Source organism: Acinetobacter sp. YH12027 (assembly GCF_013420085.1).
Lineage (GTDB): Bacteria > Pseudomonadota > Gammaproteobacteria > Pseudomonadales > Moraxellaceae > Acinetobacter > Acinetobacter amyesii.
Genome location: NZ_VOYW01000006.1, coordinates 39,484 through 62,269, shown reverse-complemented (window position 1 = coordinate 62,269; position 22,786 = coordinate 39,484). Strand labels below are relative to the sequence as shown.

Annotated in this window: 21 protein-coding genes; 11 read left to right on the top strand and 10 right to left on the bottom strand. The window is 42.8% G+C overall.

Going from position 1 to position 22,786, the window contains the following annotated elements:
• Position 1 precedes the first annotated feature (1 nt).
• From cpdA to FTT94_RS02650, 4 genes are all read left to right on the top strand, one after another.
• On the top strand, positions 2–805 hold the full coding sequence (cpdA, locus tag FTT94_RS02665) for a 3',5'-cyclic-AMP phosphodiesterase (protein ID WP_180170188.1): 804 nt from the start codon (positions 2–4) through the stop codon (positions 803–805).
• Between the two features lie 209 nt (positions 806–1,014).
• Entirely contained in the window at positions 1,015–1,542 is a 528-nt protein-coding gene (gene dksA / locus FTT94_RS02660) for an RNA polymerase-binding protein DksA (RefSeq protein ID WP_078189438.1), read from the top strand.
• Between the two features lie 4 nt (positions 1,543–1,546).
• A complete protein-coding gene (gene gluQRS, locus FTT94_RS02655; RefSeq protein WP_373686011.1) occupies positions 1,547–2,464 on the top strand; it encodes a tRNA glutamyl-Q(34) synthetase GluQRS in 918 nt (305 codons plus the stop codon).
• An 85-nt stretch (positions 2,465–2,549) separates the two neighbouring features.
• Entirely contained in the window at positions 2,550–2,810 is a 261-nt protein-coding gene (locus tag FTT94_RS02650) for a zinc ribbon domain-containing protein (RefSeq protein WP_180160393.1), read from the top strand.
• On the opposite strand, the gene ftsW is transcribed toward FTT94_RS02650, so the two are convergent.
• The 5 genes from ftsW to FTT94_RS02625 form a co-directional block, all read right to left on the bottom strand.
• Positions 2,799–3,995, bottom strand: coding sequence for a putative lipid II flippase FtsW (gene ftsW / locus FTT94_RS02645; RefSeq protein ID WP_078192579.1), 1,197 nt, complete (start codon positions 3,993–3,995; stop codon positions 2,799–2,801). The genes FTT94_RS02650 and ftsW overlap by 12 nt on opposite strands.
• 21 nt (positions 3,996–4,016) lie before the next feature.
• Positions 4,017–5,363: a UDP-N-acetylmuramoyl-L-alanine--D-glutamate ligase gene (gene murD / locus FTT94_RS02640; protein ID WP_180049850.1), complete on the bottom strand. Its 1,347-nt coding sequence runs from the start codon at positions 5,361–5,363 to the stop codon at positions 4,017–4,019.
• 158 nt (positions 5,364–5,521) lie between these two features.
• Positions 5,522–5,773, bottom strand: a complete 252-nt coding sequence (locus FTT94_RS02635) for a DUF6587 family protein (protein WP_180008057.1) — start codon at positions 5,771–5,773, stop codon at positions 5,522–5,524.
• Between the two features lie 36 nt (positions 5,774–5,809).
• The gene (gene feoB / locus FTT94_RS02630; RefSeq protein WP_180170186.1) at positions 5,810–7,675 is read right to left on the bottom strand and encodes a ferrous iron transport protein B; all 1,866 of its coding nucleotides are present in this window, start codon (positions 7,673–7,675) and stop codon (positions 5,810–5,812) included.
• Positions 7,672–7,935 carry a FeoA family protein gene (locus FTT94_RS02625; RefSeq protein WP_111884859.1) on the bottom strand — a complete coding sequence of 88 codons (264 nt, stop codon included), beginning with the start codon at positions 7,933–7,935 and terminating at the stop codon, positions 7,672–7,674. The genes feoB and FTT94_RS02625 overlap by 4 nt, the downstream gene beginning before the upstream one ends.
• Positions 7,936–8,107: 172 nt before the next feature.
• Here FTT94_RS02625 and xerD point away from each other — a divergent pair, with 172 nt between their 5' ends.
• The 4 genes from xerD to thrC all read left to right on the top strand — a co-directional run bounded on the left by xerD (position 8,108) and on the right by thrC (position 12,571).
• Entirely contained in the window at positions 8,108–9,025 is a 918-nt protein-coding gene (xerD, locus tag FTT94_RS02620) for a site-specific tyrosine recombinase XerD (protein ID WP_180170185.1), read from the top strand.
• A 96-nt stretch (positions 9,026–9,121) separates the two neighbouring features.
• Complete coding sequence (locus FTT94_RS02615) at positions 9,122–9,934, top strand: DsbC family protein (RefSeq protein WP_180024244.1); 813 nt, start codon at positions 9,122–9,124, stop codon at positions 9,932–9,934.
• Between the two features lie 130 nt (positions 9,935–10,064).
• Positions 10,065–11,369 carry a homoserine dehydrogenase gene (locus FTT94_RS02610; protein ID WP_078192857.1) on the top strand — a complete coding sequence of 435 codons (1,305 nt, stop codon included), beginning with the start codon at positions 10,065–10,067 and terminating at the stop codon, positions 11,367–11,369.
• 62 nt (positions 11,370–11,431) lie between these two features.
• The gene (gene thrC, locus FTT94_RS02605; RefSeq protein ID WP_180170184.1) at positions 11,432–12,571 is read left to right on the top strand and encodes a threonine synthase; all 1,140 of its coding nucleotides are present in this window, start codon (positions 11,432–11,434) and stop codon (positions 12,569–12,571) included.
• Positions 12,572–12,698: 127 nt separating this feature from the next.
• On the opposite strand, the gene FTT94_RS02600 is transcribed toward thrC, so the two are convergent.
• Positions 12,699–13,748, bottom strand: coding sequence for a serine hydrolase (locus FTT94_RS02600; protein WP_180004717.1), 1,050 nt, complete (start codon positions 13,746–13,748; stop codon positions 12,699–12,701).
• A gap of 212 nt (positions 13,749–13,960) precedes the next feature.
• On the opposite strand from FTT94_RS02600, the gene FTT94_RS02595 reads away from it, so the two are divergent.
• From FTT94_RS02595 to FTT94_RS02585, 3 genes are read left to right on the top strand one after another with little or no spacing between them, the layout of a single operon-like run.
• A complete protein-coding gene (locus FTT94_RS02595) occupies positions 13,961–14,596 on the top strand; it encodes a response regulator (protein ID WP_078189449.1) in 636 nt (211 codons plus the stop codon).
• A 22-nt stretch (positions 14,597–14,618) separates the two neighbouring features.
• Positions 14,619–16,184: a PAS domain-containing sensor histidine kinase gene (locus FTT94_RS02590; protein WP_180110454.1), complete on the top strand. Its 1,566-nt coding sequence runs from the start codon at positions 14,619–14,621 to the stop codon at positions 16,182–16,184.
• A 19-nt stretch (positions 16,185–16,203) separates the two neighbouring features.
• Positions 16,204–17,631 carry a sigma-54 dependent transcriptional regulator gene (locus FTT94_RS02585; protein WP_180116056.1) on the top strand — a complete coding sequence of 476 codons (1,428 nt, stop codon included), beginning with the start codon at positions 16,204–16,206 and terminating at the stop codon, positions 17,629–17,631.
• A 22-nt stretch (positions 17,632–17,653) separates the two neighbouring features.
• Here the strand turns inward: FTT94_RS02585 and FTT94_RS02580 are convergent, their stop codons facing one another.
• The 4 genes from FTT94_RS02580 to lptF all read right to left on the bottom strand — a co-directional run bounded on the left by FTT94_RS02580 (position 17,654) and on the right by lptF (position 22,689).
• Positions 17,654–18,829: a S41 family peptidase gene (locus FTT94_RS02580; protein WP_180035951.1), complete on the bottom strand. Its 1,176-nt coding sequence runs from the start codon at positions 18,827–18,829 to the stop codon at positions 17,654–17,656.
• Between the two features lie 17 nt (positions 18,830–18,846).
• Positions 18,847–20,394 carry a 2,3-bisphosphoglycerate-independent phosphoglycerate mutase gene (gene gpmI, locus FTT94_RS02575; protein ID WP_180084517.1) on the bottom strand — a complete coding sequence of 516 codons (1,548 nt, stop codon included), beginning with the start codon at positions 20,392–20,394 and terminating at the stop codon, positions 18,847–18,849.
• Positions 20,395–20,516: 122 nt separating this feature from the next.
• A complete protein-coding gene (lptG, locus tag FTT94_RS02570; RefSeq protein WP_180170183.1) occupies positions 20,517–21,587 on the bottom strand; it encodes an LPS export ABC transporter permease LptG in 1,071 nt (356 codons plus the stop codon).
• 1 nt (position 21,588) lies between these two features.
• Positions 21,589–22,689, bottom strand: a complete 1,101-nt coding sequence (gene lptF, locus FTT94_RS02565; RefSeq protein WP_180004700.1) for an LPS export ABC transporter permease LptF — start codon at positions 22,687–22,689, stop codon at positions 21,589–21,591.
• Between the last annotated feature and the right edge of the window lie 97 nt (positions 22,690–22,786).

Here is a 22,786-nt window from a genome sequence, read left to right as displayed (position 1 = left end):
CATGACTTTAAGGGATACACCACAATACGACTGGACACTGATCCAGATCTCGGACACACATTTAATGGATCAGGAAGATCTTGAGTTTGTCCGCATGAATCCAGAGCAGAGTTTTCACGATGTGATTCAACAAATTCAGTTGAACCATCATCACATCGATACGCTTGTCCATACTGGCGATCTTGCACAAGTGCCGGTAGAGCGCACCTATGCGCGTTATCGCGAATATATGCAACAGCAGCCGTTTCCATTTTATCAGATTCCGGGTAACCATGACGAAGCATCTTGCTTCCCATTTCATCAACAGCAAGATCGGGCACACTGCATCGAATTAGGCAACTGGTGTCTGATTTTACTGAACAGTGCGGTCAAGGGAAAAGTGGATGGTTGGGTATCACAACAGCAGTTGGAACAATTAGACCAGTTGCTCACAACACACCCACAGCAACACATCATTGTGGCATGCCACCACCACCCTTTTGCCATGCAATCGCATTGGATAGATCAGCACAAATTAAAAAATGCTGAACATCTGATGGATGTGCTTTCGCGCCATGATAATGTCAAAATTGTACTGTGCGGACATGTGCATCAAGACTCATCTAATCAATGGCACAATATTCAGTTTTTATCGACACCTTCGACCAGTGTTCAGTTCAAACCACATAGTGAAAATTTTGCCTTAGATGAAGCTTTACCGGGGTATCGTGTACTCTATCTGAATGATAATGGTGAATTTAAAACAGAAGTTGTTCGGGTCAAATTGAAACAACCTCAAATTAATGTTGAAATTTCAGGTTATTAACTTTTCAATTTGATTTTTTTGCTTTACTTTATGCCTTCTAAAGGAAAAGTGATAGTTAGAATCCAAACATCAAAGACTATCAATAAGCAGAAAAAGTCTATATGATGACGACCCCCACAGAAGGAAACTCTGTGTTGGGTGGATAAAAAACTTGCATATCACCATATTTTTTGCGTATAGATATATGCATATGATGAGGAATGCCCTATATGGCGAATGACAACCAAAATCAAGTCTTAGACGAACAAACTGATGTAGTAGACGAAAAGTCTACCAAACGCGTGCGCAAATCAAAGCCAAAGGCGACTGAAGGTGGTTCTACTGCAAGCTTATTTGGTATTGAACCTTATCAGCCTAAAAAGAATGAAGAATACATGTCTGAAGGGCAACTTGAGCATTTCCGCCACATCTTATTGGCGTGGAAAGCTGAGTTAATGTCTGAAGTAGACCGTACTTTGAATACCATGCAAGACGAAAATACTGCGCTTCCAGATGTGAACGACCGTGCAACGCAAGAAGAAGAATTTGCGATTGAACTTCGTACACGTGACCGTGAACGTAAACTGATCCGTAAAATTGAACAATCAATTGAAGCGATCAAAAATGATGACTACGGTTTCTGTGAAACGTGTGGTATCGAAATTGGTTTACGTCGCCTAGAAGCACGTCCAACAGCGACTTTATGTATCGACTGCAAAACACTTGCAGAGATCAAAGAGAAGCAAAATAACGGTTAATTCTGTGTTGAGTAATTCCTCTCTAGCCCTACCTTTAAAAAAGGGAGGGAAAGCTGCAGAGCATTACGTGGGTCGGTTTGCGCCATCGCCAACCGGCCCTTTGCATTTTGGCTCTTTAATTACAGCAGTTGCAAGCTACTGCGATGCCCGTGCCCATCAAGGGCAATGGGTGGTTCGTATCGAAGATACCGACATTCCACGTATATTTCCCGGTAGCGAAGAACACATCTTACGTTGTATTGATGCATTTCAATTCGAACCAGATGCCGAGATCATTTTCCAAAAAGACCGCTTAGAAATCTATGAGGAAGTCATTGCACATTTGTATTCCCAAGACTTGATCTATGCCTGTCAATGCACCCGAAAAATGCTTGGTTCAAATCATATCTATCAAGGCACATGTCGTAATCTTGGCCTTCCCCTTCAGGATCAGGCCATTCGAATCAAAGTCGATGCACAGAACATTTGTTTTACCGACCGCTTACAAGGGACGCATTGCTCCAATCTGCAACAAGATTTGGGCGACTTCGTCTTAAAACGCCGTGATGGCATTATCAATTATCAACTTGCTGTCGTGGTGGATGACTACCTGCAAGGGATGACCCATGTCGTACGTGGAGCTGATCTTTTGGACAATACCGAACGTCAAATTTGGCTCGGACAGGTTTTGGGTTATCCGCGCCTTGAATACATGCACTTGCCATTAGCAATGAATAATCAGGGACAAAAGCTGTCAAAACAGAATATGGCTCAAGCTCTTGATTTAAACCAAGCAGCACCTTTATTGCAACAAGCATTGCAGGCGCTACATCAACCGCCAGTCGACTTAGACACGCCACATATTATGCTGCAACAGGCGATTGCGCAGTGGGATATTCAACATATTCCCCATGGCACAGCATTGCCTCAAATCTATCAATAAACCCAAATATTGATCTAAGCCAATCACTCGATATTCAATTGAATTATGCTTTAATAAAGTGATCAATCGACCATTGGAGAGCCTAATGTTTTTTATTTTTGGAGTTGGTCCGAAAACCAAAGTCATTGAAAAGAGCCAATTTACTTGCCCTGTCTGCCGCAGCAGAACTCAGTATGAGTTGAAACAGCAACGTAATTATTTTTCTTTATTTTTTATTCCATTGATTCCCCTTTCTAAAGCCAAGGCGAGCTTTGTCAAATGTCTCCATTGTGGAACGGAGATGCCAGCCAGTGTCCTCCACCATGCATCTCCCGATCCGCAACAAGATACCAATTTAGAAGCTTGATTCTTCTTTACTTGGGTTTACTTCTTTGGTCGTAGCATCGATCTTTAATATCAGACTCACCATAACCGCACAGATAATCAAAGAAGACCCCCCATAACTAATAAACGGTAAGGTCAGACCCTTGGTAGGAAGCATGCCCATGTTCATGCCGGCATTCACCAAAATTTGCAGCAAGAAGATAATACTAATGCCATAAGCCAAGTAGCCTGCACGTAGGTATTGATGACGTAAAGCACGATGACCAATGCGAATACAGCAGATCAACATCACAAATGACAGCGTCAATACGGTCAAAATTCCAAAGAAGCCAAATTCTTCGCCCAAAACCGCCAACATGAAGTCGGTATGTGCCTCAGGTAAATACGACATTTTTTGAATACTATGACCCAAGCCGACACCAAACCATTCACCGCGACCAAAAGCCATTAATGCATTCGACAACTGGTAGCCTGCGCCTAATGGATCATTCCATGGATTTGAGAAGGACATCAAACGTTCTAAACGATAAGGTTCAAATAAAATCAAGAACACAAAGGCCATGATGATCGCACCAAAGGCAATTGCGAACTGAATCAACGGTGCACCTGCGAGGAAGAATACCCCTAGCATAGTTAAGGCAATCACCACAGTCGCCCCTAAATCGGGCTCTGCCATGACTAAACCGACAGTTGCAGCCATAATCACTGCCAATCGTACCAAGCCCTTGATATTATTGCGGACTTCTTCAGCACGTCGTACCACATAGTCCGCGGTAAATATCGCCATCATGACTTTGGCGACCTCCGAAGCCTGTAAGGTGAAACCAGCGATCCGAATCCAACGTTTAGAACCATTGACTTCTGTCCCGACAGCCAATACGGCAGCCAGTAAGATAATCGTGATAATCCATAAAAAGAAAGTGTTATTAAACCAAACATTCAACGGCACTTTATAGGCGATATAGGCGGCGGCGGCGGCGGCGGCAATCGAAATACCGTGTCGTGAAATGTAATGAAAGGCATTTTCATGCATGCGTTCTGCATAGGGCATAGATGCAGATGCCACCATGATCGAACCAATACACAACAATGCCAAAACACAGAACACCAGAACATTGCGCACGTTGACCTCGGCAGGTAACCGAGGAAGCCAACGCTCTACAACTTCATTTATTCTATTTATGGTCGTCTGAGCCAACCCAGCCATACAACTTTCCTTATCGTTCTTTTAAACGAGTGCATTCACACAATCAACAAATTGGTGTCCACGCTCACTGTAGCCTTTAAACATATCAAAACTTGCGCACGCTGGAGACAATAACACCACATCATTGGCTACCGCATTTTGTTGGCACAGCTCAACCGCTTGTTTCAAACTTTCAGCATGAATCAGCGTGGTTGTCCCTTCAATCGCTTTTTCAATAATTGGACGATCTTCACCAATCAATACCGCAACTTTGGCATATTTTGAAAGTGAATCACGCAGCGCAGTAAAGTCCTGCCCTTTGCCTTGACCACCTAAAATAATCGCAACTTTACCGCCTTTAGCTTCAATCGCAGCACCTAGACCATCAATCGCAGCTAAAGTCGCACCAATATTGGTGCCTTTAGAGTCATTATAATAACGAACACCATGCACTTCTTTGACAAATTCACAGCGGTGCTCTAAACCTTTAAATGTTTTCAAAGTTTCCAACATGCCTGCTAGTGGCAAACCAATCGCTTCACCCAAAGCTAAACATGCCAAGGCGTTTGCCACATTATGTGTCCCTTGGATATACATATCTGCACTTTTCAGTAAACGCTCACGACCACGTGCCAACCAAATTGTGCCATCAGTATCGCGTAAAATACCAAACTGATTCATATCTGGAGCATTTAGGCCAAAGCTTTGCATTGGGGTGACATCTGGAACCAATGGACGTGTTAATGAGTCATCACGGTTATACACCACTTTTTTCACCGCTTGGAAAATACGATGCTTCGCAGTGTGATAGCCCATCATATCGCCATGACGGTCCAAATGGTCTTCGCTCATGTTCAATACAACAGCAACCTCTGCTGCCAAGTTCGACGTGGTTTCTAATTGAAAACTTGAAAGCTCTAAAACATAAAGCTCAGGATCATCTTTGGTGAGATCCAAAGCCGGTCGACCCAGGTTGCCACCCACTGCCACTTTTTTGCCTGCATCTGCTGCCATAAGACCAAATAAAGTCGTTACGGTACTTTTCGCATTCGAACCTGTAATCGCGACAATTGGCTTATCCGTCGCACGACGTAAAATTTGAATTTCTGAAACCACAGGAATGTTGGCTGCAATGGCCGCCTGAATTTGCGGTAATTTTGGATCTAGCCCCGGGCTGATAATAATTTCTTCTGCTTGGAGTAATAAATCTTGATCCAACTGACCAAAACTGGTTTGTACATCACTTGGAATTTGATCATGACCCGGTGGGACTGCTCGTGAATCGGTGACTGCAACGCGGTAGCCATGGCTATGTAAGAAATTCACTGCGGAAACACCAGAAATCCCTAATCCGGCAACAACCTTCAATCCACCACGCTGTATTAACATTTTCGCCCCATTTTTTGGTCGGTTTTTAAATCTGACAAAATGTTAGCACTTTGCTGTTTTGAATGCTTTTTATGTTTTCACTTTCTCGCAGTTTTTTTGTGTCCGCTCGTAAAAAACCGCCCATCTCGGGCGGTTTCTTCACGCAACGGGCGGTGAGCTTATTTCCACTTCACCGCTTGTACTTCAGCTTTTTTTGCAGATGAATTATCCGAAGCTGAACATCCACAACCGCCTGCACAGCCTGCTGCCATTTTTGGCTTTAACCATTTGGCTAGACTGTTCCAACCACGGTTTGCACAGTGCTCAGATAAAGTTGTGAAGACTGAGTTCGATGTTTTTGGAAATACCTTCTTAAACACCACGACAGCACTCCAAATCACCAATACCGCAATAATTATTGATTCAAGCATGTCTCTCTCCTTTGTTCAGCTTTTGCCATTCACAATTCAGAATCCAAAATAGCGTGTTGCAAATTGATACGTGATGAATGCCATTAAATAAGCCAAACCAAATAAATAGATGGTCATGAAACTCACCGTTTTCAAGGAGCCAGTTTCACGTTTAACTGTCGCCAGTGTCGCCAAGCAATGTGGCGCATAAATAAACCACACCAATAATGATAAACCGGTTGCCAATGACCAACCCAATGACCCATCACTACTAATTAAATTTGCCAGGCCTTGAGACATGGCATCGTCATCTGTTGCAGACAAGGCATACACCGTACCCAATGCCGCCACAACGACTTCACGTGCCGCCATCGCTGGAATTAAGGCAATACAGATCTGCCAGTTAAACCCTAATGGTGCAAAAATCGGTTGTAATACATGCCCAAGCATACCTGCCAATGAATAATCAATATCCGGCAAGGTTGCGCCTTCTGGCGGTTGCGGGAAAGTACACAAGAACCATAACAAAATCGATAAAGCGAAAATGATGCCACCGACACGTTTCAAGAAAATCTTGGCACGGTCCAGTAAACCAATCCAAACACTCTTAATATCTGGGAAACGGTAGCTTGGAAGTTCCATCAATAAGGCATGCTGTGATTTATCTTTTTGGAAGAATTTCAGGACTGTTGCCACAATTAAGGCACTCACAATCCCTGCTGCATATAATGCAAATAGTACCAAGCCTTGTAAGTTAAAGACGCCCCAGACTATTTGCTCTGGAATAAATGCCGAGATCAACAAAGCATAAACCGGTAAACGTGCCGAACACGTCATCAACGGCGCAACTAAAATCGTTACTAGACGATCTCGAGGATCTTGAATACTCCGAGTTGCCATAATGCCCGGTACAGCACAGGCAAAGCTCGATAACAGAGGAATAAAAGCACGACCACTCAGACCCGCTTTAAACATCAGCTTATCTAGTAAGAACGCTGCACGTGGTAAATAACCTGATTCTTCTAAAACCAAAATAAAGAAGAATAAAATTAAAATCTGCGGCAAGAACACCACCACACCACCTGCACCCGCAATGATCCCATCAACCACCAAGCTGTTCAGTAGTGGATGTGAAATGTGTTCACCAACCAATTCACCGAACCAACCGAAGAAGGTTTCAATACCGTCCATAAACGGCGCAGCCCATGCAAACACCGCTTGGAAGATAATAAACATCATCACCGCTAAGGTAATTAAACCAAAGACTGGATGTAGAAAAATTTTATCGAGGAAGTCTGAGCGTTTATCTTCATGATCAACAAACATCACCACGTCTTTTAAAATTTGTTCAATTTTTTCGTGGTTAGTCCCAGAAAGATTGGTATCACTTAATGACGCATCTGGTTTTCTGAAACCTTCAGCATCCAAAGCACCCATTAAGTTTTCAATACCCGCATTACGTACAGCAACGGTTTCTACGACAGGCACACCCAAACGCTGAGACAGCTTTTGGGTATTGATTTGCATGCCACGACGGCGTGCTTCATCCATCATATTGAGGACAAGTAAAATTGGTCGACCCAAATCGATCATTTCCATGACCAAACCGAGGTGCAATTTTAAGTTTGTCGCATCAACTACACATAAAAAGACATCTTGATGCCCTTCTTCTGCAATTTTACCTTGCACGACATCACGCGTAATGGCTTCATCAGGACTCGTCGCTTCTAAGCTATACGTCCCCGGCAAATCCAAAACTCGAACAGATTTACCCGATGGCAACGTAAATTGACCAACCTTGCGCTCAACCGTTACCCCAGCATAGTTCGCAACTTTCTGACGTGTACCCGTTAAATGATTGAATAATGAAGTTTTACCACAGTTTGGATTACCAACGAGGGCAATACGTAACGCATCACTCATGCTGATGCCCCTTCCATTGCTATTTCCACTTTTTCAGCTTCTATTTTTCGCAGTGCGAAACGAGTAAACCCAACTTGAATTAAAATCGGGTCACCACCAAAAATACCTTTGGTAATCACCTGTACTTTTGTTCCGGGAACAAAACCCAAAGTCTCTAAACGGCTAGCGACTAAATCAGCCGGAGCATTGTTGCCATTCTGGTTACGATGTACCTTATGAATGACTGCGCTTTGTTTCACTTTCAAATCAGATAATCGCACGCAACTAACCCTAAAAAATTTTGAACATTATACAAACAAATGAGAATAATTAACAAATCGGATTCGATTTCAATTCTCATTTAACAATCTAGCATCGACACGACTATTTTTTTAAATTACATTGCATTAAACCATTGTGATTTCTTGGTTTAATTTCGAAAATGAGCGGCACATGTTAAATAAAAAACCACGTATTCCAACCCCAGTCCAAATTCCAGAAACACTCAGTTTTTTACACGGATATCGTGATGATTTAATAGCTCAAACCGTCAGTCCACACACTCGAAATGCATATTTATCTGATTTAATTCAATGCAGTGAGTGTCATACGCATGTCATGACTGATTGGAGCAGTGACGACATTTCAGATGTCTTGCTTAGCCTGACTAAACAAGGAAAAAGCCCTCGCTCGATCGCCCGCTCACTTTCTGCACTGCGTTCATTTTTCAAGTTCTTGCGTGAACAAAAAATACGCAGTGACAATCCTGTTGCAATCCATAAAACACCCAAATTGGGTCGTGCCCTACCAAAGGATTTATCTGAAGCAGATGTTGAAGCCCTGATTAATGCCCCAGACCTCAGCACCGCATTGGGTCTACGTGATCGTGCCATGCTCGAAGTGCTGTATGCCTGTGGTTTACGTGTCTCTGAGTTATTAAATTTAAGATTAGAACTGATCAATCTTAAACAAGGCTATTTACGAATTACCGGTAAAGGCAATAAAGAACGCTTAGTTCCTTTAGGTCAAATGGCGGTGGAATGGATCGAGAAGTATTTAGCTGAAGCACGTCCCGTCTTATACAAAAGCGCAACCGATGCTTTATTTCTCACTCAACTCGGTGGAATGATGAGTCGCCAAAACTTTTGGTACGCGATTAAACGCTATGCGCTCATTGCAGGCATTCAAGCCGAATTATCACCACATACCTTACGCCACGCCTTTGCCACGCATTTGCTCAACCACGGTGCCGACTTACGTGTAGTGCAGATGCTGCTCGGCCACAGTGACTTGTCTACCACGCAAATTTATACCCATGTCGCGCAGATTCGTATGCAAAAATTACATTCAGATTATCATCCGAGAGCTTAACGGCAGGAAATATCAGACCAAGAAGTTCTATTGTGCCCGATATTTTTTGCTATGCTTACTCACCTGTTTGATAAAGCTAAAAGAAAAGGGTTGTTTATGTTATTTACCCGTTCAAAAATTTTTCTCGCATCGACACTTGTTGCCAGTATGGCGTTAGTGGCTTGTTCTAATTCAAATAATGACGAAAAGAAAGATGCGACATTAACGGCAAGTACGCCTGCAACTGGTGAAGCTTCGAATTTATCTGAACGTAATGCTCAGCAGCGTTTAATTGATACTTTGCAATCCAATCTGCAAAAAGCCAATATCAATGCCAAAGTCACTGGGGTGAAAGCGACTGAAGTTCCTAATTTGTTTTGGGTAAGCTTTGAAGGCATGCCTGCGGTCTATGCTACAGCTGATGGTAAATACATTTTCCAAGGCGACGTGGTTCGTTTAGGTGAAAAACAACTCTTTAATGTTGGCGATACCCTACAAGCAGAGGCCAACAAAAAATTATTTGATCAATTAAAAACTGAAGACCTACTGATTTATAAAGCCAAAGGTAAAACCAAACACGTGGTTTATGTGTTTACCGATGTTAGCTGTCCTTATTGCCACAAATTACATGAACAAATGGATGATATTAATGCCCGTGGCATTGAAGTCCGTTATATCGCTTGGCCACGTGGTGAACAACACATGCCAATGATGGAAACTATCTGGTGTAGCAAAGACCGTCGTGCCGCATTTGATAAAGCCATTGCCGGTGAGCAAATCGAGCCAGCATCATGTCAAAACCCTGTGCGTAGCATGTATGAAATGGGTCTAAATATTGGTGTGAATGGTACGCCAGCGATCTATAACGCAGAAGGCAAACACATCGGTGCTTACATGTCGGCTTCCGAACTTGAAAGTGCGCTTAAATAACTAATTTTTATAGGCTAAATGAATGTTTTTTATGGGTGGGAATAAAGTGATTTCTACCCTAGAGTCCGAACGTTTTTTTAGCTATGATCTAAACTCACTTAAAGCAATGATGAAATAAATGGAGTGTGACGTGAAACCAGTTCGTCTGGCAATCCTCGGTCTTGGTACTGTGGGTGGTGGTGCCCTTAAACTACTAAAAGAAAATGCTGCTGAGATTAAACGTCGCACCGGTCGTGAAATTGAAATTACCCATGTGGGTACGCGTCGCCCTCGTCCTGATTTAGAACTGCCTGCTTCAGTGAAGCAAAGTGCTGATTTATTGGATATCGTCCGTCAACCCGATGTAGACGTTGTGGTTGAAGTTATGGGCGGCATTCACCCTGCGTATGAAGTGATTCGTGAAGCAATCGTTCATGGCAAACAAGTGGTTACAGCCAACAAAGCTTTATTGGCTGAACACGGCAATGAATTATTTAAATTGGCAGATGATCATCACGTTCAGATTGCTTATGAAGCAGCTGTCGCAGGCGGTATCCCAATTATTAAAGTCCTCCGTGAAGGTTTGGCAGCCAATAAAATTGACTGGTTGGCTGGTATTATTAACGGTACAGGGAACTTTATCCTGACTGAAATGCGTGAAAAAGGTCGTGCCTTTGCAGATGTTCTCAAAGAAGCGCAAGAACTCGGTTATGCCGAAGCAGATCCAACCTTCGACGTCGAAGGGATCGATGCAGCGCACAAGTTAACATTGCTGGCTTCTATTGCTTTTGGTATCCCACTCCAGTTTGACAAAGTCTTCACTGAAGGCATCAGCAAAGTGACTGCGCAAGATGTCAAATATGCTGAAGACCTTGGCTTCCGTATTAAGCATCTAGGTATTGCACGTCGTGCTGCAACAGGTATTGAACTTCGTGTGCATCCAACGCTGATCCCTGAAGACCAGCTGATTGCCAATGTAAATGGCGTTAAAAATGCCGTATTGGTTCAAGCCAATGCCGTTGGTCCAACGCTTTACTATGGCGCAGGTGCAGGTGCAGGCCCGACCGCATCAGCGGTGGTTGCCGACGTTGTCGATATTGTCCGTGACATCTCATATACCGAAGATGGCGCAGGTACAATTCCACAGCTTGCTTTTGAAGCACTAACTGATTTACCGATTCTTCCGCGTGAAGAAATGACCACAGGATACTACATCCGTATTAATGCCGAAGATCAAACTGGCGTTCTTGCTGATGTCACTACAATTTTAAGCCGTGCGGGAATCAGCATCGATGCGATCATGCAACAACCGCGCTTAAAAGATCTTATTCCTATCGTGATTCTGACTGATCCAGTCAAAGAATCTAAAATGGATGAAGCACTTCAACAAATTCAAGCATTGCCTGTCATTCATGGCGAAATTGTACGAATTCGTTTAGAATCGCTTGATAATTAATCGGGTCGAGGGGAATATTTCAGTTCCTCTCGCCAAGCTCTACACACAATTGGAACATCATCATGTCTAATGCCAATCGTTATACTGGTTTAGTTGACCGCTATCGCGACCGTTTACCCGTATCTGCAACTACTCGCGCAATTTCTTTGGGCGAAGGTAATACGCCACTGATTAAGCTTGAGAATATTCCACGCATTATTGGCAAAAATGTTGAAATTTATGTGAAGTACGAGGGCTTAAACCCGACTGGTTCATTTAAAGACCGTGGTATGACCATGGCTGTAACAAAAGCAGTTGAAGAAGGCTCTAAAGCAATTATCTGTGCATCTACAGGTAATACATCTGCTGCAGCGGCTGCTTATGCTGCACGTGCAGGCATTAAAGCCTTTGTGCTCATCCCAGAAGGCAAAATTGCCATGGGTAAAATGGCACAAGCGATGATGTATGGCGCGGTAACAATGCAAATTCACGGTAACTTCGATGACGGTATGCGTCTTGTAAAAGAAGTTGCAGATCAAGCACCAGTTACGATTGTAAACTCAATCAACCCATACCGTCTGCAAGGTCAAAAAACCATTGCTTACGAAATCATTGACGAATTAGGTCGTGCGCCAGATTACCACTGCTTACCTGTAGGTAATGCGGGTAACATCACAGCACATTGGATGGGTTATACCGAAGCTGTGGCGAATCAGCCTAAAGAAGAATTTGTACAAGTAGTTTATGATCCTGAAACTGATCAATTCACAGGTCCAAAACCTGCGGGTCTACCAACAATGGTGGGTTACCAAGCTGCTGGCGCGGCACCATTCCTACGCGGCGCACCTGTAGAAAACCCTGAAACTGTAGCAACTGCGATCCGTATTGGTAATCCACAAAGCTGGAACCATGCTAAAGCCGTAGTCCGCGACTCAGAAGGTTGGTTTGACGAACTGCAAGATGCTGAAATCTTAGAAGCACAGCGTCTACTATCTATGTACGAAGGTGTATTCGTAGAACCTGCTTCTGCAGCTTCTATCGGTGGCGCGATTCGTGACATCAAAGCAGGTAAAATTGCTGAAGGTTCTGTGATCGTATGTACTGTAACAGGTAACGGTTTAAAAGATCCTGACACTGCCATCAAGCAATGCCAAGATGCCGTAATGTTGTCGATTGATGCAACTATGGATCAAGTTCGTGATTCAATTCTGTCAAATATGTAATTTATATGCTGACTGAATAAAAAAAAAGCCCTGCTCTTGCAGGGCTTTTTTTATATCTTGCATTCACTTCAGCATTTAAACGTTGAGTAAATCTAAATACTGAAAGAATGAAAAATCTGAAATCTTGTTAAATACGTTTTGGTAACTGGCTCGCCCAGTTCATTAAACGAGTCGCATCATTGGTTCGTGCCACTGAAGAATCCGCACCCAATAACACCACCACCGCTGGACGGTTATTCAGTGTGGTATGCATCACAACACAGCGCCCTGCTTCATTAATAAATCCTGTTTTTGAAATATTAATATTCCAACCACCATTACGCACTAAAGCATTAGTATTGTTTGATTTCAACACGCGGTAGCCCAAATTAAAGTCATAACTTGGTGTGGTTGAAAATTGACGAATCAAACCATACTGCGAAGCGGTATTCACCAAAATCCCCAAGTCACGTGCCGAAGCGACATTGCCTGGGTGCAAGCCAGTCGATTCCATATAATGAGTCGAGTTCATCCCTAATGAGCGTGCTTTCGCATTCATCGCTGAAATAAATGCAGAACGACCACCTGGATAAGTACGTGCTAATGCCGAAGCCGCTGGGTTTTCAGATTTCATCAAAGCAAATAGCAAAGCTTCTGCGCGGTTCATACTGTCGCCAGCACGCAGCGTTGAACTTGAGCTTTTACAGCCTGAACATGAGAAATCAGACTGTTGTAAGGTAATCTTTTCAGACATGTTTAATCGGGCATCTGAAATCACTACTGCTGTCATGAGTTTGGTAATTGATGCAATCGGTAAAGCGGTATTGCTATTTTTGCTATATAGCACTTCACCAGTTTGACCATCCATAACCAGTGCTGCACGCGCATTTACAGAGGGCTGTCCTGCGTATTGATTGGTATCAATAATACGGACCGTTTTCGATGGTGCTGTCTGTACCACACCGCCTGTACTACGTACAGAAGTAGTCACTTTAGTTGACCCTTGAGGAGATGGCTCTTCAGCGCTATAAGACACGTCACCGTTGAGTAACTGGTTTGCATCTTCAGATGACCAGCTAATATTTGACTGCTGATTTGCAGCACTATTCATCACAATTTCAGCAGAACTGAAACTGCTCATACTGAATAAAATTGACATGCCCAAAACGTGCATGAAGGATTTATTTAATTTTTTCACCATTGCTCACTCAACTCAGGATACTAAACATTTGCGCAAGACCAGCAATATGCCGTACATTGGTCACAACTACGAACATTTTTTGCTCACACATTGTGTATGAAGTTTTTCATTTCATATAAGAATAGGATTGCTAATTTTGTCGTTTCATTGCAAGCTTATTTTGCTTTATGTAACAAAAAAAACAGATTTTGATTTGAGGGAGAGTGTAGGTGATCACAGTTTTGGTGGTAGATGACCATGAATTAGTCCGTACTGGTATTTGCCGTATGCTCGAAGACCATGCAGATGTCCAAGTCATTGGACAAGCCGAATCGGGTGAAGATGCGATTACACTTGTTCGCCAACACCATCCAAATGTCGTTCTATTAGATGTCAATATGCCGGGGATCGGAGGTGTAGAAACCACACGTCGCCTACTTCAAACAGCGCCAGATACAAAAGTCCTCGCAGTCAGTGGACTTGCTGAAGAACCCTACCCGTCTTTATTGTTAAAAGCAGGTGCCAAAGGCTATATCACCAAAGGTGCACCAGTTACTGAAATGGTCCGTGCGATTAATAAAGTGATGCAAGGTGGCAAATATTTCAGTGCAGACATTGCGGAACAACTGGCTAGCTCATATTTGTCTGATACACAACAATCACCTTTTGACGCCCTGTCTGAGCGTGAAATGCAAGTTGCCATGATGGTGGTCAATTGTATTAGCGCACAAGAAATTTCTGATAAATTATTCGTTAGTGTTAAAACAGTGAATACCTACCGTTACCGCATTTTTGAAAAACTGAATATTGATAGTGATGTCAAACTAACTCACTTGGCGATTCGCTACGGGTTAATCAAACCTTAACACAACGTACATCCTGTTACTTATGACACAGCGTTCAATTCATAGTGAATTGAACCAGTATCATTTGGGTCTTTGGTACAGTGCTTATCGCTTTATCATCAGTGCCTGTCTGTTACTGGTCTTTTTACTGACCTACACTCAATTCACTTCAGATTATGAATACCCACGTTTATACCTATATGTATTGACGATTTATTTGCTGTTTACCAGCATTCAATTCATGTCACTTGGACGCTTCAAAGTCCGTATTCCAAACCAGTTACTGCTGTTATTCATTGTAGATGTCATTTCGCTGAGCTTACTGACCTTAGCCATCGATGGACCCAATTTACATTTGAGTTTACTGTTTGTGATTACGATTTTTGCAGCATCCCTGTTATTAGATGCCCAAAAAGCCTTGGTCATCACCCTCATCGCTGTGATCTGTGTGGTATATCAACTGTTTTTAGGTTCAATTCTTGAATTTACCTCACTTAAAAATTTAACCAACAGTGCGATTTTGGCTTTTTTATTTTGTGTAGTGTATGGCAGTGCGCAAATTGCCGTGAAACGTTTCCAGTTATTAGAAAATCTGAATTTTTCGCAATCCTTAGAGCTCCATCGGCTACAAAACATTAACCGCTATATTTTAGAACAGATTGATACGGGCTATTTGGTGTTAGATGAAAACTGTCATGTGGTGCTGAGTAATCCTGCTGCTTGCCATTTACTCGGCATGCCAAATTCTTATCATCATGATCAATATCCACTGTATACCACGCAGCCCGACTTATTTGAATTACTCAAGTTTGAAGATTTAAAAAGCGGGGAAAAATTCCAATTTGAATCCCAGCAAAGCCAATACCATATTCAGGTACTGGTACAAAAACTCGTTGTGCCGCATCAAATGTTGACCTTGCTGATTTTACAAGATGCACAAAAACTCAATCAGCAAGTGCAACAACTAAAATTAGCCGCTTTAGGTCAACTCTCCGCCAGTATTGCCCACGAAATTCGCAATCCTTTAGCGGCAATTGTGCATGCCAATGATTTGTATCCGCAAAGTGATACCGAACAACAGCACATGTTGAATCATATGATTTCACGTCAAGCAGTGCGGATTGACCGAATTATTCAAGACACCCTAAATATGGTGCGCAATAAGGAAACCCATCCGACTCGTCTGAATCTAGAAAAATTTTTACCGTTGTTCCTGCAAGAAGATCTGGCAGATATTCAACAGAACATTCGGCTCAATGTACAAGCCAAAACTTTGATCGATTTTGATGAGGCACAGTTCAGACAAATTTTAATCAACCTAATTCGTAATGCGATTCGCCATAACAATCCGGACATGTCGTATATCGAAGTGGTGGCGCGTACGGATCAGAAAAAAGTCCAGATCGATGTCCGAGATTTCGGTCATGGGGTTGCTTTACAAAACCGCGCACAGTTATTTCAGCCATTTTTTAGTACCGAAATCACTGGAACTGGTTTAGGATTATATCTTGCTCATAGCTTCTGTGAAGCGAATCAAGCACAGCTTTCCTATGTAGAACAAAAACAGGGAGCTTGCTTTAGGATTGAGTGCTTACAAGCTGTTATTTAATTGTTTTTAGGGGGAAACTGTGGATTCACAACCACTGGTATTATTAGTTGATGACGAAGAAGACTTATGTATGCTAATGCAAATGTCTTTATCAAGGATGGGGGTTAAAACGCATGTTGCACATCGCCTCGACGAAGCTAAAAAAGCCTTGTCTACCTATAGCTACGATGCCTGCCTAACCGATCTCAACTTACCGGATGGTAATGGTCTACAGCTCTTAGATTGGATGAATGAACACTGTCCTGCCCTACCCGTTGCTGTGCTAACAGCCTATGGCAACATGGACATTGCCATTGCCGCATTAAAGGCGGGAGCTTTCGATTTTGTCAGCAAACCGATCAATCCAAAACATCTTGAACAACTGCTACAAAAAGCCCTGAATAAGCCTTTGGCCGAAGACATTACTTCGCAAGATGCTTTAGAACATAAAATGTTGATTGGTGAATCACTCCCAATCCAGCAATTGCGTCGAACTCTAAAGAAAATTGCGCGTTCACAAGCACCTGTTTTTATTACGGGTGAATCTGGTACCGGTAAAGAGGTCGTGGCCAATCTGGTTCACCGTTTAAGCAACCGTAATGAAGGGCCCTTTATTGCTATTAACTGTGGGGCAATTCCCACAGAGTTAATGGAGAGTGAACTTTTTGGCCATAAAAAAGGCAGCTTTAGTGGTGCCACCCAAGACAAACAAGGTCTGATTCAATCTGCACATGGTGGTAGCTTATTTCTGGATGAAATTGCCGAATTACCTTTAGCCATGCAAGTTAAACTGCTACGTGCGGTACAGGAAAAACGTATTCGCCCCGTAGGTTCAGACTGTGAAATTGATGTTGATTTCCGTGTGATCAGTGCCAGTCATCAGGACTTAGAAGCTCTCGTCCAACAAGGTAGATTCCGCCAAGATTTATTCTTCCGTATCCATGTGATGGATTTAGTGTTGCCTGCCTTACGTGAACGTGGCGACGACATCCTCTTATTGGCACAACATTTTATTCAAAAAATTAGCCATGAATGGGAAATTGCCACTAAGCCTCTGACTGAACGAGCGAAAAACTTCCTACTCAACCAATATTATCCGGGTAATGTCCGTGAACTCCGCAATATTATCGAACGTGCCATGACCCTCTGCGATGATGAGCAAATTGATCTTCAACATCTGCAAAGTGCGCCATTAAGACAACCGAGTGCTCAGTTCAATTCCGCTCCAACAACGAATGATTCTGCTCAGCTTGCTGCAAACAGCAACGAACAGAGTGTGGTTCCTCGTAAACTACCTGAAGAAGGTTTAGAACTCTTTTTAGAAAATATCGAAAAAGAAGTGCTCATGAATGCGTTGAATCTCACCCATTGGAACCGAACCCTTGCCGCAAAAAAATTAGGTATGTCATTCCGCTCATTGCGCTATCGTTTGAAAAAATTCGGTTTAGATACCGAAGACGAAGAGTAAAAGCTTTCCAGCGTATTGCTGTTTATTTTTGATTCAGCAATAACTCTGCAACATGATCGACATAGTGATCTTCACGTGCATCATGTTGCAGCGGATAGTTATAGTCTGGCTGCACCCCAATTCCTTCAATCATTTTGCCATTCGGTGTCAGATATTGCGACACAGTCATTTGTAAAGCCGCACCATTACTCAATGGAAATAGTTTTTGAACCACACCTTTACCATAACTTTTCTCACCCGCTACCCATGCACGTTTATGCTCTTTTAATGCTGCGGTAAAGACCTCTGCGGCAGAAGCAGAACGATTGTTGATTAAGATGCCGACTTTCATATTTTGAAATTCAAAACTTGGTAAAGCCTGAAATTGTTGGTCACCCTCAGATCGACTTCGAGTCGACACAATAATGCCCTGATTCAAAAATAAATCGGCAGACTCTACTGCTGCGGACAGTAACCCCCCAGGGTTATTTCTTAAATCAAACAATACCGCTTTGACACGCGAACCATGACTTTCAATCAAACGCTTTATTTCATTGGCTGTATCTTGTTGAAAAACTTTAACGTGTAAAACTAAAACCTGATTATTTAATAATTTAGATTCTATATCTGTTTCAACTTTAGTGTTTCTGACCAAATTGATCGGTTGACTTGCAGTTATCAACTGTAGATTCAGCGTCGAGCCGATACTGCCGGTAAGCAGGTGTCGCACTTGATCTTGATTGAGTTTTTTGAGTTCTTGATCATCAATTTTAAACACCGCTGCGCCATTTTTCAGACCTAGCTTCGCTGAATCGGCATCAGGCTTTAAATTGGTGATGACCCATTGCTGTAAACCTACATCAAAGCGCAAATTGAAATCGACACTCGCAATATCCCCTTCGGTGTATTGCAAAAGCTGCTTATAGTCTTCAGGTGAAAGATATCGTGAATAACGGTCTAAACCACTGACCATGCCTTTGATGGCTTGTTGGAATAATGCATCGTCATTTTTTTCAACGACATAATTTTCTTTGACAATGCCATAGATCTGAACAAATTGTTGGATCGATTCGACAGGTACTTCGGCATAACTTTGTTCATAGCTGCCATCAAATTCATCGAAAGCCGACTTTGCTTTGTCGGCTCCCCATGTCGAATGACTAGAACACAGCAGCAAGGCTGTAAGGCTTACAACTGACGTCCAGTGTGCTTTAGTCATTCATGCTTCCTTACATTTTAAGCTTCAAGAGTAATCAAGTTACGACCTTGCATTTCTGTTGGTACAGGAATGTGCATAAGCGTTAAAAGTGTCGGTGCTACGTCAGCCAAAACACCACCTTCTGCAATTGTTGCATTGGTCGGGCCAACATAGATAAACGGCACAAGTTCAGTGGTATGTTGAGTATGCACCTGACCACTTTGGTAATCTTGCATTTGCTCTACGTTACCATGATCGGCGGTCACTAACATGTGACCTTTATTTGCCATCACAGCTTCATATACACGACCTAAGCACGTGTCTACGGCCTCAACTGCTTTGACTGCTGCATCAAACACACCAGTATGACCAACCATATCACCATTGGCATAGTTCACCACGAGTAAGTCGTACTCACCTGAGTTAATTGCGGCAACCAACTCATCAGTGACTTCATAAGCACTCATTTCTGGTTTTAAGTCATAAGTCGCAACGTTTGGTGATGGAATTAAAATACGTTTTTCACCCGGATATTCATCTTCACGACCACCACTGAAGAAGAAAGTAACGTGTGCATATTTTTCAGTTTCAGCAATACGCAGTTGTGTTTTACCCAAATTAGACAGGTATTCACCAATCGAGTTATGCAACGCTTCTGGCATATAAGCCACAGGTGCATCAATTGTTGCTTGGTAACGTGTCAACATGACAAATTTTGATAAAGCTGGAACCACTTTACGTTCAAAACCTGCAAAATCTTTTTCCACAAAAGCTTTGGTAATTTCACGCGCACGGTCAGCACGGAAGTTCATGAAGACAACGCTATCACCATCTTGGATCGGTGCTAAATCACCAATACGCGTCGCTTTCACAAATTCATCTGATTCTTCAGCAGCATAAGCCTGCTCTAGACCTTCAACAGCAGTCGCTGCTGTACGCACAGCTTCACCTTCAGTTAAAAGACGATAGGCTTGCTCAACACGATCCCAACGGTTGTCACGATCCATTGCAAAGTAGCGACCAATCATGGTTGCAATACGACCTTGACCCGGATACTGAGCAAACAGCGCATCTAATTTTTCAAGCGAAGGTTGTGCGCTTTTTGGCGGTGTATCACGACCATCAAGGAATGCATGAAGATACACTTTTGCACCACGTTTTAATGCCAATTCAGCCATCGCCACAATGTGATCTTCATGTGAATGCACACCACCTTCAGACAACAAGCCCATAATATGTACAGCACGGTTTGCAGCTTTGGCTTTTTCAACCGCATCGACTAATACATCATGTTCAAAGAAGGCACCGGTACGAATATCTTTGGTAATACGAGTAAAGTCTTGATACAGCACACGTCCTGCACCAAGGTTCATGTGGCCCACTTCAGAGTTACCCATTTGACCATCAGGTAAACCAACGTCTTCGCCAGAGCCTGAAATCAATCCATGCGGATGCTTTTCCTGCATTGCAGTCAAGTTTGGTCGTTTTGCTGCTAAAAAGGCATTGTCCTCGACCGCTTCGCGATGACCCACACCATCCATAATTACTAATACGTGTGGGATTTTGCCAGCAGTTGCATCCGTCATAATGAACACTCTTTCGTTTATAAATTAATCATACTATCTTACCGAATTTTCGGTGAAGACTCTATGTGACAACCATGGTTTATCTAGGTCATCAACATTGTTTTACTCAATCTTGCATGCACTTAACGTGCGCGGTGCAGCAGGTAGCCACCCGCTACAAACATCAAAATAATTGGTATAAAGACGAACCATGCAGGCGATGGCGCGTACACCAAACTTGCATAACCTAAGAAATCTTGTAAGTAGTAAAAACCCAGTCCAGCAAATAAGGCAATCACCAAGCGGAAACCCATCGACTGTTGACGTAAAGGTCCAAAAATAAATGAACACGCAATTACCACCAAGGCAATTAAAGCAAAGGGCGAACCAAACTTTTGCCAAAACGCCAATTGGTAAGTTTTCGGGACTTGGCTATATTCATGCATATAGCTCATAAAGCTCACCAATTGACTCGGTGATAAATCTTCAGGGTCAATGGTAACCATATGCACATATTTAGGTTGCAAGGCCAATGAAAGCGGCTGTTCAGCATTTTGCTTCGCCACGGCATCACCCGTCGCTAATAGATCCACTTGGGTTGAATTTTGCAGCGACCAAGAGCCATTTTTGACAAAATTCCCTTGCTCCGCATCCAAAGTGCCTCGCAAACGATATTTTTCATCAAAATCAACAACCTGAACATCTTTAATTTGACCTTGTGAATTGGCATAGTCAATATAAATAAAGCGCTGGCCTTCACGTGACCAATAGCCTTTGACTTCGCCCAGTTCAGCCGCAGTGCGGTGACTTCTGACGCTTTTGGCTTGTTCATTGGTATAGGGAATGACCCATTCGCTTAATGCAAAGGATAAAACCACCAAAATGAGTGCCGAACGAATCACCCAGCCCACAATCCGCCATAGGCTGATGCCGACCGAACGCATCACAATCAATTCACTGTTTGAAGCTAGAGTCCCTAAACCCAGTACTGCACCAATCAAGGCTGAAATCGGCAAAATTTCATATAAATAATTCGGTGAACTCCATAACACATACTGCAAAGCATTCCATGCGTTATAGCCTTCTTTCAGCGAGCCCAATTCACCTAAATAAGTAAAAAGCACTTGTAAGCCAGCCAATACCGCGGTCGCACCAAGCATGGCTAAAGCAGTAGTTTTGGTCACATGTTTTGCAACTATACGACGTGCCAACATTTTAAGACCTCACTCGCTGAATTTGTTTCTTAATTTTGGGCGCTAATTTTTGTTTACGCGAGAACAATGCCGCTGCAATGCCGTAAATTACCAAAACAAGTGGATAAGCCCAGATGCCCATTTCTTCTTTACTGATCCGCGTTTTGATCGCCATTAAAGCCACGATTAAACTGGCAAAAATAAGTAAGGCTGGGAACAGTTTTAGGTAACGCCCTTGACGAGGACTTACCTCAGACAAAGCAGTGGCAAGCAATAACGCCACCAAAATAGCGAACGGCACAAAGATTCGCCAACCAAGTTCACTGGCAACCACAGGATCATGACGGTTATCCCATAACTTCGAGGTTGGTAAAGCTTCTACTTCGGTACTTTCAAATTTTGCTTCTTTATCATTTTCTAAACGTAAACGATAACTTTGGAATTCAGCTTGAGAATAACGCGGTTGCCCCGGATAGATTTCGTAACGGCGGCCTTCAACTAAATCAACCACATTGGCATTGTCATCGGGCACTTCGACGCGGGTCGCTTCTTTTGCCAAAATAATGACATCAGGCTTGCCCTCTTTTTCTGCACGCTGATAGAAGAAAATATCTTTTAAGTTTTTACGGTCTTCTGACAAGTCCCCTGCATAAATGGTATAGGGCCCAGAGGAAATAAACTCTTTCGGTCGAACCAAATCAAAGCCAGTTCGTACAGCTTGTGAAGTCGTTAATGCTTCAAACTGACGGATGCCCCAAGGTGACGCCCACAGCATCAAAAATGCTTGAACAGCCATAAAGACCACGGTCATCGGCACCAATAAACGTGACAATTGATTACGACTGACACCACTACCATTGAGCACAGCCATTTCATGATCGACATACAGACGACCAAAGACCAACATCAGACCAATAAAGAAACCGAGCGGAAGAATTAAGGTTAAAAATTCAGGCAAACGGTAGCCAATGATGCTAAATAAAATACTTGCATCTAAACGGCCCTGAGCCGCCACACCAAAGTACTTGATCAAACGACCACCCATCATGATCAAGGTCAATAAGGCAATCACAACCAGTGATGTCGACACCACTTGCTTGACCAGATAACGCCGAATAATCAAATTAATTCTTCCAAAAATAGGGCCAATAAAAACTAGCGTTAGTTTACCCGAATGTAGAAAATATAAAACCTATACCCTTGTTGCTCATTGAAACTCT

Bases quoted from the DNA above. Each gene is read 5' to 3' on its own strand.
- cpdA (WP_180170188.1), top strand. From the start codon at position 2: ATGACTTTAAGGGATACACCACAATACGACTGGACACTGATCCAGATC.
- dksA (WP_078189438.1), top strand. From the start codon at position 1,015: ATGGCGAATGACAACCAAAATCAAGTCTTAGACGAACAAACTGATGTA.
- FTT94_RS02650 (WP_180160393.1), top strand. From the start codon at position 2,550: ATGTTTTTTATTTTTGGAGTTGGTCCGAAAACCAAAGTCATTGAAAAG.
- ftsW (WP_078192579.1), bottom strand. From the start codon at position 3,995: ATGGCTGGGTTGGCTCAGACGACCATAAATAGAATAAATGAAGTTGTA.
- murD (WP_180049850.1), bottom strand. From the start codon at position 5,363: ATGTTAATACAGCGTGGTGGATTGAAGGTTGTTGCCGGATTAGGGATT.
- FTT94_RS02635 (WP_180008057.1), bottom strand. From the start codon at position 5,773: ATGCTTGAATCAATAATTATTGCGGTATTGGTGATTTGGAGTGCTGTC.
- feoB (WP_180170186.1), bottom strand. From the start codon at position 7,675: ATGAGTGATGCGTTACGTATTGCCCTCGTTGGTAATCCAAACTGTGGT.
- xerD (WP_180170185.1), top strand. From the start codon at position 8,108: ATGTTAAATAAAAAACCACGTATTCCAACCCCAGTCCAAATTCCAGAA.
- FTT94_RS02615 (WP_180024244.1), top strand. From the start codon at position 9,122: ATGTTATTTACCCGTTCAAAAATTTTTCTCGCATCGACACTTGTTGCC.
- thrC (WP_180170184.1), top strand. From the start codon at position 11,432: ATGTCTAATGCCAATCGTTATACTGGTTTAGTTGACCGCTATCGCGAC.
- FTT94_RS02590 (WP_180110454.1), top strand. From the start codon at position 14,619: ATGACACAGCGTTCAATTCATAGTGAATTGAACCAGTATCATTTGGGT.
- FTT94_RS02580 (WP_180035951.1), bottom strand. From the start codon at position 18,829: ATGACTAAAGCACACTGGACGTCAGTTGTAAGCCTTACAGCCTTGCTG.
- gpmI (WP_180084517.1), bottom strand. From the start codon at position 20,394: ATGACGGATGCAACTGCTGGCAAAATCCCACACGTATTAGTAATTATG.
- lptG (WP_180170183.1), bottom strand. From the start codon at position 21,587: ATGTTGGCACGTCGTATAGTTGCAAAACATGTGACCAAAACTACTGCT.